The 13,306-nt window shown below is 63.0% G+C and carries 14 protein-coding genes; 7 read left to right on the top strand and 7 right to left on the bottom strand.

The genetic code is table 11. The features are described 5' to 3' along the window. Window positions 1-67: 67 nt before the first annotated feature. Window positions 68-703: an EF-hand domain-containing protein gene (locus K6N12_RS20045; protein WP_097624682.1), complete on the top strand. Its 636-nt coding sequence runs from the start codon at window positions 68-70 to the stop codon at window positions 701-703. Between the two features lie 92 nt (window positions 704-795). On the opposite strand, the gene K6N12_RS20040 is transcribed toward K6N12_RS20045, so the two are convergent. After that, window positions 796-1,662, bottom strand: coding sequence for an LOG family protein (locus K6N12_RS20040; protein WP_097624852.1), 867 nt, complete (start codon window positions 1,660-1,662; stop codon window positions 796-798). 193 nt (window positions 1,663-1,855) lie between these two features. On the opposite strand from K6N12_RS20040, the gene dapD reads away from it, so the two are divergent. The 3 genes from dapD to K6N12_RS20025 all read left to right on the top strand — a co-directional run bounded on the left by dapD (window position 1,856) and on the right by K6N12_RS20025 (window position 4,590). Further along, a complete protein-coding gene (gene dapD, locus K6N12_RS20035; protein WP_097624681.1) occupies window positions 1,856-2,716 on the top strand; it encodes a 2,3,4,5-tetrahydropyridine-2,6-dicarboxylate N-succinyltransferase in 861 nt (286 codons plus the stop codon). 97 nt (window positions 2,717-2,813) lie between these two features. Next, a complete protein-coding gene (dapE, locus tag K6N12_RS20030) occupies window positions 2,814-4,007 on the top strand; it encodes a succinyl-diaminopimelate desuccinylase (protein WP_222148945.1) in 1,194 nt (397 codons plus the stop codon). After that, window positions 3,994-4,590, top strand: coding sequence for a hypothetical protein (locus K6N12_RS20025; RefSeq protein WP_003588938.1), 597 nt, complete (start codon window positions 3,994-3,996; stop codon window positions 4,588-4,590). Before dapE ends, K6N12_RS20025 begins: the two co-directional genes overlap by 14 nt. A 6-nt stretch (window positions 4,591-4,596) precedes the next feature. Here K6N12_RS20025 and truA read toward each other — a convergent pair whose 3' ends face one another. From truA to def, 5 genes are all read right to left on the bottom strand, one after another. Next, window positions 4,597-5,397 (bottom strand): tRNA pseudouridine(38-40) synthase TruA, encoded by an 801-nt coding sequence (gene truA / locus K6N12_RS20020; protein WP_097624679.1) that lies wholly within the window; start codon window positions 5,395-5,397, stop codon window positions 4,597-4,599. Then, window positions 5,397-6,332, bottom strand: coding sequence for a methionyl-tRNA formyltransferase (gene fmt, locus K6N12_RS20015; protein WP_097624678.1), 936 nt, complete (start codon window positions 6,330-6,332; stop codon window positions 5,397-5,399). The genes truA and fmt overlap by 1 nt, the downstream gene beginning before the upstream one ends. A 20-nt stretch (window positions 6,333-6,352) precedes the next feature. Beyond that, window positions 6,353-6,772 carry a type II toxin-antitoxin system VapC family toxin gene (locus K6N12_RS20010; protein ID WP_097624677.1) on the bottom strand — a complete coding sequence of 140 codons (420 nt, stop codon included), beginning with the start codon at window positions 6,770-6,772 and terminating at the stop codon, window positions 6,353-6,355. After that, complete coding sequence (locus K6N12_RS20005) at window positions 6,769-7,029, bottom strand: FitA-like ribbon-helix-helix domain-containing protein (protein WP_097624676.1); 261 nt, start codon at window positions 7,027-7,029, stop codon at window positions 6,769-6,771. The genes K6N12_RS20010 and K6N12_RS20005 overlap by 4 nt, the downstream gene beginning before the upstream one ends. 64 nt (window positions 7,030-7,093) lie before the next feature. Next, window positions 7,094-7,609, bottom strand: coding sequence for a peptide deformylase (def, locus tag K6N12_RS20000; protein ID WP_097624851.1), 516 nt, complete (start codon window positions 7,607-7,609; stop codon window positions 7,094-7,096). A 233-nt stretch (window positions 7,610-7,842) separates the two neighbouring features. Between def and K6N12_RS19995 the strand changes: the two genes are divergently transcribed. The 3 genes from K6N12_RS19995 to K6N12_RS19985 all read left to right on the top strand — a co-directional run bounded on the left by K6N12_RS19995 (window position 7,843) and on the right by K6N12_RS19985 (window position 12,657). Then, on the top strand, window positions 7,843-9,066 hold the full coding sequence (locus K6N12_RS19995) for a DNA recombination protein RmuC (protein ID WP_097624675.1): 1,224 nt from the start codon (window positions 7,843-7,845) through the stop codon (window positions 9,064-9,066). Window positions 9,067-9,117: 51 nt separating this feature from the next. Continuing rightward, window positions 9,118-10,017, top strand: a complete 900-nt coding sequence (locus K6N12_RS19990) for a ribokinase (RefSeq protein ID WP_097624674.1) — start codon at window positions 9,118-9,120, stop codon at window positions 10,015-10,017. Window positions 10,018-10,320: 303 nt separating this feature from the next. Continuing rightward, window positions 10,321-12,657, top strand: coding sequence for a methyl-accepting chemotaxis protein (locus K6N12_RS19985; RefSeq protein WP_097624673.1), 2,337 nt, complete (start codon window positions 10,321-10,323; stop codon window positions 12,655-12,657). A gap of 176 nt (window positions 12,658-12,833) precedes the next feature. Here the strand turns inward: K6N12_RS19985 and ptsN are convergent, their stop codons facing one another. Beyond that, on the bottom strand, window positions 12,834-13,298 hold the full coding sequence (ptsN, locus tag K6N12_RS19980; RefSeq protein ID WP_003570770.1) for a PTS IIA-like nitrogen regulatory protein PtsN: 465 nt from the start codon (window positions 13,296-13,298) through the stop codon (window positions 12,834-12,836). Window positions 13,299-13,306: the final 8 nt, after the last annotated feature.

Genomic DNA, 13,306 nt, shown 5'->3' with positions numbered 1-13,306 from the left:
ACTGGGGCTTTCCGCCCTGCTGCCGTAGCTTTCTTCGTGAGGGGACACCTCACGAAAGGCAAATACGATGTACCGCAACAAGCTGATACTGGCAGCGCTTTCCTCCACCCTCATCTTCGGCGCAGCCGCCGGGGCAGGCCATGCCGCACCCGGTGACGCGCCGCGCCAGCACCCCGGCATGCACGGTCCGGGGCCTGCCGCCTTCCGCGAAATCACCTATGTCAGGATGCTCAAGCAGTTCGACGCCAACAAGGACGGCAAGGTCTCCAAAGAAGAAGCGACCGCCGGCCTCGACAAGGTTTTCGCTGCGATCGACACCAATAATGACGGCTCGCTGACGCCCGGTGAAATCAGCGCATACCAGAAGACGCAGATGCAGGCGATGAGAGATCAGCGCAAGCAGGAGGCCAGCGAAAACAAGGATACCGATACCGCAGCCGCGACGCCAGGCAATGACGACCAGGGCCGGCCGCCACGCGACGGTCACGGCGGGCATGATGGTCATGACGGGCACCGTTGGATGCGCCATGGCGGCAACTTCATGCGCGCCTCGATGATGATGCACCGGGTTGATACCGACCAGAACGGCCAGATTTCCAAACAGGAAGCCGTTGCCGCCTTCGACAAGCTGTTTGCGCGGATGGACCGCAACAAGGACGGCGTCATCTCGATCGACGACATGCCGGACCGGCCGCTGCTGTAGGCCGCGGCTGCAAGGTTGGGCGAACCATCGCCTCCGCTCTTTCCCCGCCCGGCGGGGAAAGAGCCACGTCTTACGAACGGGATGCCGAGCCGCTATTCGCGATGCTCATAGAAATCCTGGATGATCTTCCACGCGGCTTCGGCCGTGTCGACGAAGCTGATCAGCTTGACGTCGTCGGGCGCGATCGTGCCGAATTCGGCCAGGGCATCGAAATTGACGATGCGGCGCCAGAAGGCTTCGCCGAAGAGGATCAGCGGCAGCCGCTCCATGCGGCCGGTCTGGATCAGCGTCAGGCATTCGAAGAATTCGTCGAGCGTTCCGAAGCCGCCGGGAAAGACGGCGATTGCCTTGGCGCGCACCATGAAATGCATCTTGCGAATGGCGAAATAGTGGAAGTTGAAGCTGAGTTCCGGCGTCACATAGGCGTTCGGCGCCTGTTCGTGCGGCAGCACGATGTTGAGGCCGATCGAGGGTGCGCCCTCGTCGGCCGCGCCGCGATTGCCGGCCTCCATGACGCCGGGACCGCCGCCGGTGACGATGACATATTCCTGGAACCCGAGGGTCGCCGAATATTTCGAGCAGAGCCGGGCGAATTTTCGCGCCTCGTCATAATAGACGGAGGCCGCCTCCAGATTGGCGCGCTGGATGTCGTTGCGTGCCGCCCAAGCGCTCTGGCCGGGGGCGGGAATACGGGCGCCGCCGAACATGACGACGGTCGAGCGGATGCCGCGCTCCGTCAGCATCATCTCCGTCTTCAGCAGCTCCAGCTGCAGGCGGATCGGCCGCAGCTCCTCACGGCAGAGGAAATCTTCGTCGACATAGGCAAGGCGGTAGGCGGGCGACATCGTCTGCGGCGTCTTCGGCACAGCCTCGGCGCGCTGCCTGTCGGTCGAGCTGCTCTTCAGCGGGTCCCATACGCCATCCTTGCGCCGCGACCCGCCGTTTCGTCCCTTCGCCATGTCGAAATGCCTTTCAGTCTTGCCGGCTTCAAAGCCGGATATGTCGCTATAACGCCTTGAATCCAAGTATGATCTTGTTGGAAAAATCATTCCGTTCTACGGCTGCATGCTGTAGAGCAGGTTAAATCCCTGCCAACCGCATTCCGGAGACTCCGCCGTCTCCACGATAAAGATCGAAGTTTAAGGAATTCTCATGAGCGCCACCGACCTCGCATCCCTCGAAAAGACCATCGAAGCCGCCTTCGACAATCGCGACAATGTGAACACGTCGACCAAGGGCGAGGTTCGCGATGCGGTCGAAGCAGCGCTCGACCTGCTCGATGCCGGCAAGGTTCGTGTCGCAACGCGCGGCGCCGACGGCGCCTGGACGGTCAATCAGTGGCTGAAGAAGGCCGTGCTCCTGTCCTTCCGCCTCAACGACATGGACGTGGTCAAGGGCGGCTCGGGCAATTCCACCTGGTGGGACAAGGTGCCCTCGAAATTCGAGAACTGGGGCGAGAACCAGTTCCGCGCCGCCGGCTTCCGCGCCGTGCCGAACTGCGTCGTGCGCCGCTCGGCCTATATCGCCCCGAACGCCATCCTGATGCCCTCCTTCGTCAATCTCGGCGCCTATGTCGGCGAAGGCACGATGGTCGATACCTGGGCGACGGTCGGCTCCTGCGCGCAGATCGGCAAACATGTGCATCTCTCCGGCGGCGTCGGCATCGGCGGCGTGCTGGAGCCGATGCAGGCCGGCCCGACGATCATCGAAGACAATTGCTTCATCGGCGCCCGTTCGGAAGTGGTCGAAGGCTGTATCGTCCGCGAAGGCTCGGTGCTCGGCATGGGCGTCTTTATCGGCAAGTCGACCAAGATCGTCGACCGCGCCACCGGCGAAGTGAGCTACGGCGAAGTGCCGCCCTATTCCGTCGTCGTCGCCGGCTCGATGCCGTCGGGCAGTGCGACCATGGGCAACGGCAAGCCAGCGCCGCATCTCTACTGCGCCGTCATCGTCAAGCGCGTCGATGAACAGACCCGATCCAAGACCGGCATCAACGAGCTGCTCAGAGATTGATGACACCAGGACTTTGATCCGGTAAACAGGCGGCGTCTTTTGCGCGAGGCCGCCGCCTTGCCATGTCTTTGCCATTCCCGCCGGATAGTTCGACGCCATGACCGCTACCGATCCCGTCGCCAATCTTCAGACGCTGATTCGCTGCCCCTCGGTGACACCGGCCGAAGGCGGCGCGCTGTCGGCGCTCGACGCCATGCTTGCGCCGCGCGGCTTCACTGTCGACAAGGTGAAAGCGAGCGAAGCGGGAACCGCCGATATTGAAAACCTCTATGCCCGGCTTGGCAAGGACGGCCCGCATCTGATGTTTGCCGGCCATACCGATGTCGTGCCGGTCGGCGACGAGGCCGCCTGGACGCATCCGCCCTTCGCCGCCGAGATATCGAAGGGCGAACTCTTCGGTCGCGGCGCCGTCGACATGAAGGGCGGCATTGCCTGCTTCGTCGCCGCCGTCGCCCGCCATATCGAAAAGAGCGGGCCGCCCAAGGGCTCGATTTCCTTGCTGATCACCGGCGACGAAGAAGGCCCGGCGATCAACGGCACAACCAAGCTCCTGCAGTGGGCGGCCGAACGCGGCGAACGCTGGGATGCCTGCCTGGTCGGCGAGCCCACCAATCCGGACAGGCTCGGCGACATGATCAAGATCGGCCGGCGCGGCTCGCTGTCGGGCAAGATCACCGTGCATGGCGTCCAGGGCCACGCCGCCTATCCGCATCTTGCCGACAATCCGGTGCGCGGCATGCTGCAGCTGACGGAGGCGCTGATGGATCCGCCCTTCGACGGCGGCACCGACGATTTTCAGCCCTCAAACCTTGAGGTGACCACGGTCGATGTCGGCAATCCGGCGACCAACGTCATTCCGGCCAAGGCCTCGGCCAGCTTCAACATCCGCTTCAACGACAGCTGGACGGCCGAGACGCTGCGCGCCGAAATCCTGCGGCGCCTCGACGCCGCCGCCGGGGATGGTCGGCTGCGGCCGGGCCGCGAACCGGTGAAATACGATATCGTCTGGGCCGACCGGCCGAGCCATGTCTTCCTCACCCGCAACAATGCCCTGATCGCCTCGCTCTCTTCAGCCGTCGAAAGTGTCACCGGCCGCTCGCCGGCGCTTTCGACCACCGGCGGCACCTCGGATGCGCGTTTCATCAAGGATTATTGCCCGGTCGTCGAGTTCGGCCTCGTCGGCCAGACGATGCACATGGTCGACGAGCGCGTCGCCGTTTCCGATCTGGAGATGCTGACGGCGATCTACGAGACCTTCATTGCCCACTGGTTCGCCAATGCCGGGGCTTAGGGAAGTCCAATACTATTTGGCCGGCCTCTGGCTGCTGATCCGGCTGGATCCGCGCGGCTTCCGCTACCTCGATTTGTCCGAGCGCGGCGTGAACCGCTCGTTCTGGGCGATCGCCTGGTGCCTGCCGCCGATGGGCATTTCCTGGCTCTGGTGGCGGCAGGTCTTTCTGCGGTCGATGCCGCCGGAAGCCGATGTCGGCTTTGCCTTCTATCTCAGGCTCGGCTTCGTCGAGCTCGCCAACTGGTTCGTGCCGCTGGTTTTTGCCGGGCTGCTGCTGCTTGCCTTCCGCATGGGCGAGCGTTTCGCCCCTGTCGTCGTCAGCGTCAACTGGCTCGGCGTGCCGCTCTCCTATATCAACGGGCTGCTGCTGGCGATGGTTGTCTTCCTTCCCGGCTCCGTCGGCCTTGTCTCGCTGCTGCTGCTTGCCTTCATGCTGGCTCAGGTCTTCGTGCTGGCGCGCATTCTGCGGATGATCTGCCACGGTCATCCGCTGATGGTCGGGGCAATGACGCTGGTGCTGCTGGTGCCGTCGATGATCCTTTCGGAATATCTGCAGCACTTCCTCGGCATCTATCCGGTCTGACCAAGCTTACGATGGATCGTCATCGGTCTCGCTGACCGGCCTGCGCCGGTCGACGATCACCTCCGGATAATCCACCTGCAGGAAATAGAGCCCGTCGGGCGGCGCCACCGGGCCGCAGGCCTTGCGGTCGCGCGCCGCAAGGGCGGCCTCGACATCGTCAGGCGTCCATTTGCCTTCGCCGGCGAGCTTCAGCGTGCCGGCGAAGGAGCGGATCTGGTTGTGGAGAAAACTCTGCGCCGTGGCGCGGATCTCGATCAGCTCGCCGCTGCGCGTCACATCCAGCCGATCGAGCGTGCGCACCGGGCTGTTTGCCTGGCAATGAGCGGCGCGGAAGGTGGAGAAATCGTGGCGGCCGACCAGCCTCTGGGCGGCGGCGTGCATGACCTCGTGGTCGAGCGCCTTCGGTACCCACCAGGCCTTGCCGGCTTCCAGCGCCAGCGGCGCCCGTCGGCTGACGATCCGGTAGAGATAATGGCGGCGCAACGCCGAGAAACGGGCATCGAAGAATTCCGCAACCGCCTCGACATCGAGAATGGAAACACGCTCGCCGGCAAGCCTCAGATGCGCGTTCAAGGCATTCTGCAGCTGGTACGGCGACCATGCCTTCGACAGATCGACATGGATCACCTGGCCCATGGCGTGGACGCCCGAATCGGTGCGGCCGGCGCCGCGGATCGAGACGGTCTCGCCGGTCAGCGACAGCACTGCGGCTTCGATCGCGCCCTGCACCGAGGGGCCGTTCTCCTGCCGCTGCCAGCCGACATAGGGGCCGCCGTCATATTCGACGGTCATGCGGAAGCGCGGCATCAGGAAAGCCTCGTGCCGACGGCAAGCGGCGTACCCCTGAGGAAATCGGCCGCGGCCAGCGGCTTGCCGCCTGCCTTCTGCAGCCTGGTCAGCCGCACAGCACCCGAGGCGCAGGCGACCGCGAGGTCGTCGCTCAGCAATTGCCCGGCAGGCCCCTCGCCTTCAGCCAGCTCCGAGCCGAGCACCTTCACGCGCTCAGGCTTGCCACCGATCTCGAGCTCGAACCAGGCGCCGGGAAATGGCGCCAGACCGCGGATATGATTGTGCACATCTAGGGCATCCCTGGCAAAATCGATGCGGGTTTCGGCCTTGTCGATCTTGGCGGCATAGAGCACACCATCTTCCGGCTGCGGCGTCAGCGGCAGGTCGTTCATCTCCAGCTTCACCATGGCTTCCGCCATCGCCTTGGCGCCGACCTGCATCAACCGGTCGTGCAGTTCGCCTGCCGTCATGTTCGGGCCGATCTCGACTGTGCGGGTGAGCGCCACGGCGCCGGTATCGAGCCCCTTGTCCATCTTCATCACCATCATGCCGGTTTCTGCGTCACCCGCCATGATCGCCCGCTGGATGGGCGCCGCACCCCGCCAGCGCGGCAGCAGCGAGGCGTGGCCGTTGTAGCAGCCGTCGCGGGTGCCGTTCAAAACCGCCTCCGGCAGCAGCAATCCATAGGCGACGACGACGGCGACATCGGCCTTGAGAGCGGCGAACCTCTCGCGCTCCTCGGGATCTTTGAAATTGACCGGCGTGAAAACCGGCAGGCCGAGCAGTTCGGCCGCCTGATGCACCGGCGATTTCTGCAGATCGAGCCCGCGTCGCCCGCCCGGCCGGGGCGGCTGCGTATAGACGGCGATGATCCTGTGTCCGGCATCGACCAGCAGGCGCAGGGTCGGAACGGAGAACTCCGGTGTTCCCATGAAAATGATGCTAAGAGACATTCTATCTCGCCAATTGAGGATCAGCCGTCTTCAAACGGGTTTACGAGCTTGAGATCAAGCCCCTCGAAATCTCTGGTGTTGCGGGTGGCGAGCGTGGCGCCGTTTGCAAGGCAGATGGCGGCGATCATCGCATCCTTGGTCTCCATCGGCCGCCCCGCCCTCTTGCGCTGTGCCGCCAAGAGGCCGTAGCGATTGGCCGCGCTCAGGGAAAAACCGAGGATACGGCCTGAAAATTCCGACTCGATCTTATTAAAGTCGGATATCAACGTTGCCTTCCGCCTGCCGTCATCAAGAAGTTCAAGACCATAGCGCATTTCGGCGACGGCAATCGTCGTCAGGAAAAGCGTCTCGACGTCATAGCCATCAAGCCAGTTCAATATCCGCTCGCTGTGGGTTCTCCCCTGCATTTCGGAAATCACATTCGTATCGAGGACGATCATGTGTCGAAGCGCGGCGGTTCGCGGTCGGGTTCGTGGCGCGATGCGGCGATGGTTTCCACCTCCTCATCGCTCAATCTTTCATCGCTCATCAGCGAGCGAAAGCGCTGTCCGGCGGAAGCCCCCGAACGCCCGACAGCAATCTGCCGGCGGATGATTTCGATCGCCTCTTCCGAAAGGCTGCGGCCATTGCGCTGCGCGCTTTCCTGAAGCTGCCGCTTCATTGCATCCGGAACATCGCGAATAAGCAGGTCACCCATCGGCACCTCCATTATGATATCAGTGATATCATAGCGCCTCGCCGGCGAAATTTCAACGCGACGCTCAGAGCGCCTTCGACTTCGCCGCCTTGGTGAATTTCTTGATCACCATCTCCCGCTTCAGCCGCGAGATATAATCGATGAACAGCACGCCGTTCAGATGGTCGATCTCGTGCTGCAGGCAGGTGGCGAGCAGGCCATCGGCTTCCACCGTCTGTTCCTTGCCGTTCCGGTCGAGATATTTGACCGAGACGACGGCGGGGCGTTCGACCTCGGCATAATAATCCGGGATAGACAGGCAGCCTTCTTCATAGACCGAGCGTTCGTCGGAAGATTTGACGATCTCCGGGTTGATGAAGACCTGCGGCTGCTTTTCCTCGCCTTCGCGCGACACGTCGATGACGAGCACGCGGCGCGGCACGCCGATCTGGATCGCCGCAAGGCCGATGCCCGGCGCGTCGTACATGGTTTCCAGCATATCGTCAGCAAGACGCTGCAGGTCGGCATCGACCCGCTCGATCGGCTTCGAGGCCTGGCGGAGAATAGGATCGGGAAGAATGATGAGTGGCTTGATGGTCATGGCGTTCCCATAACCCATCTTTTCCGACTATGGAATTATCCGGCAGGCAGGGAAGACGCTTTTTTGCATCCCCGCCCGGAATTTCGCCATATTCGCCGCGGGCCGCTGGCCGGCAGCGGTACCGGAACGACCCTTTTGGCCAGCAAGCGCCTCGGCCTGCGAGGACATTGGGGGCGCTATGTCCGTTCACGTTTTGATCTATATATTGCCACCTCTTCTGTTATGGTTACGGCATGACCGCTAGTTCCGATTCGTTCAGTTTGTCGCTTGCCTCGATCAGCCCGGCCATGCTGGCGCTTGCCGGCGGGGTTCTGCTGGCTCTTATCCTGCTGGTGATCGTGCTGCTGCTGCGCGGCGCAAGCCTTCGCCGCGAGCAGGCGGAGGAGGCAAGCTTTCGTGCCGCTGAAAGCGAGGCGCGCATGGCCGAGCTTTTGAAGATCCAGGCGGAGATGCAGGGCCGGATCGCTGTGATGACCGAGGTGTTCGGCGCGCGGCAGAGCGAGCTGAACCAGGCGATCAGCCAACGCCTCGACGGCATGTCGCAGCGCGTCAACTCGACGATCACCGAGCAGACCAAATCGACGCATGAGAATTTGCAGCGGCTGCAGGAGCGGCTGGCGGTGATCGATGCGGCGCAGAACAATATTCAGACGCTCGCCAAGGATGTCGTCGGGCTGCAGGCCATTCTTTCCAACAAGCAGACGCGCGGCGCCTTCGGCCAGTCGCGAATGGAAACCATTGTCGCCGACGGCCTGCCGATGGGCGCCTATGCCTTCCAGCAAACGCTCTCCAACGGCTCGCGGCCCGACTGCACGATCCGCATGCCGAACGGTGCGCCGCCGCTGGTGATCGATGCGAAATTTCCGCTCGAGGCCTGGAACGCGATCCGCGACGCCGGCAGCCCGGAGGCGGGCAAGATCGCCGGCCAGCAGTTCCGCCGCGACATGGAGATCCATATCAGGGACATTTCCGAGAAATATCTGATCCAGGGGGAAACCCAGGATACGGCCTTTCTCTTCGTGCCGTCGGAATCGATCTTCGCCGAGATCCACGAAAACTTCGAGCCGGTGGTGCAGAAAGCGCACCGCGCGCGCATCGTCATCGTCTCGCCATCGCTGCTGATGCTGTCGATCCAGGTCATCCAGGCCGTGCTCAAGGATCAGCGCATGCGGGCGCAGGCACATCTGATCCAAGGCGAAGTGGCGATCCTAATGGACGACCTCGGCCGCCTCGACGAGCGGGTGCGCAAGCTGCAGGGCCATTTCGCCATGGCGCAGAAGGATATCGACATGGTCGTCACCTCGGCCGACAAACTGACCAAGCGAGGCGCCAAGATCGAAGCGCTGGAATTCGAGGCCGGCGGCGACAGCAAACCGGGCCGCGACACCGAACCCGCAGCCAAATCGGTGGAAAGCCGCACCGGGCTTCTCAAGCTCAGGGTGGTTGACGAGGAGTGACCGCTTCGGGCAGTGTCTCGCCCGCATGCGCCAAAGGACGGGACACCCCTGATGATTACAGTTTTCGGGTCCATCAACATGGATCTCATCGCCACCACCGAGCGTCTGCCGAAGCCCGGCGAGACGGTGGCCGGCAACGGTTTTGCCACCGCCGCCGGCGGCAAGGGCGCCAACCAGGCACTGGCTGCGCGGCGCTCCGGCCGCTACGTGCATATGGCAGGCGCTGTCGGCAAGGATAGCTTCGCCGCCGATGCCCTTGCCCTGCTCGATGATGCGGGAACCGATCTTTCTCTGGTCAAGCATGTCGACGGTCCCACCGGCACGGCGCTGATCCTTGTCGGCGGCGACGGTGAAAACATGATTGCCGTCGTTCCCGGTGCCAACGGCGTGGTCACCGCTGACGATGCCGAGACGGCGATCGGCGGCATGAAGGAAGGCGATATCTTGATGCTGCAGTTCGAAGTGCCGGCTGATGCCGTCGAACGCGCCCTGTCGGCCGCCCGCGCCAAGGGCGTCACCAGTATCCTCAACCTTGCGCCCTTGATTTCCGATGCGCCGCGCCTCGGCCGGCTTGCCGATATCGTCATTGCCAATGAGACCGAGTTCGAGCGGCTAGCCGGACAGGACGGCATGGACGCACCGGCGCGCGAGGCAGCCCTGATGCGCCTGCACGCCGAAACCGGCCAGACGCTGATCGTGACGCTTGGCGGCGACGGTGTCATCGCCATTCGCGACGGAGCGATCTTAAGGGCGCAGGGTCTGAAGATCGAACCCGTCGATACGGTCGGCGCCGGCGACACTTTCTGCGGTTATTTCGCGGCGAGCCTCGACGAGGGCCTGGATTTTGCCTCGGCGCTGCGCCGTGCGGCCGTTGCCGGTTCACTCGCCTGCCTCAAATCCGGGGCGCAGCCTTCGATCCCTTGGGGTGAGGACGTCGCAGCCAGGATATAAGCTGCGTCTCTTTGCGAAGCCGCCGGCAGGGCCCTTAATTTTAAGGGGAATTCCTGCCTTTTTACCGCGGCGCACGGCCCAAATTTCATTCAAATTTAACAGATCCCCAGCGATGTTGCTCCTGGTCGCCGGTGACGCATGCCTTTGATCCGGCCGTCCATTGCATAATTCAAAATGCTGCGGCGTCCTTTGCGCGTCTTTAACAGATGCACGGCGCTGCAGGCGGCGGCTCCATGACGGGGCGATGCCTTTGCTCCTGCGCCGGAAAATGCCCGTTCGGCGCATCCTTGCCCGAGGATTCCCATGTCCATATTCCGCATGAAATCGCTTGCCGCGAAGCTCATCGTCATCACCGGCATCGCCATCGCGCTTGTCCTTGTCGTTTCGAACTTTTTCCTCATCGGCCAGACCCGGGACCGCGTCCAGACGCTGACGATGGATCAGGCGAACCTCGAGGCGAAATCGATCGCAAATGAAATCGCCGCCAATGTCGGCGAACTCGCCAGCGCCGCGCGCACCATGTCCGGCGTCATCGGCCGCGGCCATGAAGGCAAGGCGCTCGATCGCAAGGGCATGATCAACGTGCTGAAGGCCAATCTCGAGCAGAACGCCTTCGCCTTCGGCAGCTGGTTTTGCGAGCAGCTCGGCGCGCTCGACGGCAAGACCACCGAGATCGCCAACGACAAAGACGAAGGCACGAACAAGAACGGCGCCTTCACGCCTTACTGGTCGAAAACCAAGGATGGCGGCATCCAATATTCGACTTTCGATAATGATTATACCGCCGAATGGTGGAAGCTCGCCGCCGACAGCGGCAAGGGCGCGATCACCACGCCCTATATGGCCGAAGGTACCGACGTTCCGACGCTGTTGACCTCGATCGCCTATCCCGTGATGTCGGGTGGCAAGATGATCGGCGTCGGCGGCGTCGACATCTCGCTGAAATCGCTGACCGATAAGCTGCAGGCGCTGCATCCGTTCGGCTCCGGCCGCGTCACGCTGCTGTCGCAGACCGGCAACTGGATCGTCGCGCCGATCCCCGACCTGATGACCAAGCAGTATGACGGCGAAGGCGCCGACACCGTCAAATCGGCGCTGTCAAGCAAACAGCCGGGCCTCGTCAGAAACCTCGCCTATGACGGCCTCGATCCTTTCGACCGCGTCGTCTATCCGTTCGCGGTTCCCGGCGTCAACGCCACCTGGGTCGTGCTCGTCGATGTCCCGCATACGGCGATCAACGCACCGGTGCAGGATCAGACCACCATGATGATCGTGAACGGCCTGATCGTGCTCGGCGCAGTGATGCTGGCGCTCTATTTCGCCGTTCGCTCGCTGGTGCAGCGACCGCTCGGCGGGCTGGTTGCCAGCGTCGGAGCGCTGGGCGACGGCAAGTATGACGAACCGGTCGCCGCCCAGGACCGTACCGACGAAATCGGTTCGGTCGCCAAGGCGCTCGAAGGCTTCCGCTTCACGCTCGCCGACAGCCGTCGCCTCGAAGACGAGGCCGCCAGAGAGCGGCAGGCGGCGGAGACCGAGCGCGGCCGTTCGGAATCGGAACGCCAGCAATCGGTATCGCTTCAGCGCCATATCGTCTCGATCGTCGGCGATGGCCTTTCGGCGCTGTCGCAGGGCAATCTCAGTCACCGCATTATCGACGATTTCCCCGGCGAATATGGCAAGCTGAAACAGGACTTCAACGCCGCCCTTGCGAGCCTCGAAGAGACCATCAACACGATGAACCTCAGCGTCGCCAATATCGGCTTGGGCACCGGCGAAATCAGCAACAGCGCTTCCGACCTCGCCAAGCGCACCGAACAGCAGGCGGCAAGCCTTGAGGAGACGGCGGCCGCACTCAACGAACTCACCGCACAGGTCGATTCCAGCGCCGACAACGCCCGCACGGCCGCAGACAACGTCAACCTCGCCTGCCAGGACGCCGAAAAGTCCGGCGAAGTGGTGCAGAAGGCGATCGCCTCGATGCAAGGGATCGAGCAGTCATCGACGGAAGTTTCGAGGATCATCGGCGTCATCGACGAGATCGCCTTCCAGACCAACCTGCTGGCGCTGAACGCCGGTGTCGAGGCGGCGCGTGCCGGGGAAGCCGGCAAGGGCTTTGCCGTCGTCGCCCAGGAGGTGCGCGAACTTGCGCAGCGTTCGGCCAATGCCGCCAAGGAAATCAAGACGCTGATCAACACCTCGGCCGTCCAGGTCAAGGAAGGTGTCGATCTGGTCGGGCGGGCCGGCGGCACGCTGCACAAGATCGCCGAACAGGTGATGAGCATCAATGATCTCATCCGCCAGATCTCGGCATCGGCCAGCGAACAGGCCGTCGGCCTGAAGGAAATCAACCAGGCCATGAACCAGATGGACCAGGTGACGCAGCAGAACGCGGCGATGGTGGAGGAAGCCACCGCCGCCAGCGTCGCCCTCAACGACGAGGCACAGACGCTGAAGGCGCTTGCTACCCGTTTCAGCGTCGCAGGCTCAGGCAATGCCGCAGCACTGACCTCGGTTGCCCAGCAGATGCGGGCGCCGGCTGCCCCGGCCGCTTCGCCTCGTGCCACCCCCGCGGTCCGCCGCGTGGCAGCTCCATCGCGAGGCTCGGCTGCCGTGGCGCAGGATAGCTGGGAAGAGTTCTGAGCATCAGTTCCCTAAAGCGCGTCACGGCTAACTTGATTCATGCGACGCGCTTTGGCTCTTTGTTTTTATGCATGTCGTTATCCGGGAACCGCTGCACACTTCCCGGCGCCATGCATTATCATGCAAAAGGCGCCGGGATGAGCCGGCGCCTTTCGCATTTCAGACATAAATGACGCTCAGGCAGCGTTCGACGTCTGTTCCTCATTGAGGAAAGCGTAGATTGCCGAAGCGGAATCCGTGGCGCGCAGCTTGGCGACCAGATCGTGATCGCGCAGCACGCGGGCGATCCGCGACAGGGCCTTCAGATGATCGGCACCGGCACCTTCCGGCGCCAGCAGCAGGAAGACGAGGTCGACAGGCTGGTCGTCCAGGGCTTCGAAATCGACCGGCTGCTCCAGCCGGGCGAAGATGCCGACGATCGAATGGATGTTGACCAGCTTGCCGTGGGGAATGGCGATGCCGTTGCCGACGCCGGTCGAGCCAAGGCGTTCGCGCTGCAGGATGACGTCGAAGATCTCCCGTTCGGAGAGCCCGGTGATCCTGGCGGCTCTTGCGGCCAATTCCTGAAGCAACTGTTTCTTGGAATTTACTCTGAGGGCGGGAATGATCGCATCCTGATGGAGCAAATCTGCCAATGCCATTTCTTTTT

The organism is Rhizobium redzepovicii (assembly GCF_019793435.1).
Taxonomy (GTDB): Bacteria; Pseudomonadota; Alphaproteobacteria; order Rhizobiales; family Rhizobiaceae; genus Rhizobium; species Rhizobium redzepovicii.
This window is presented reverse-complemented; position numbering and strand designations above follow the sequence as displayed.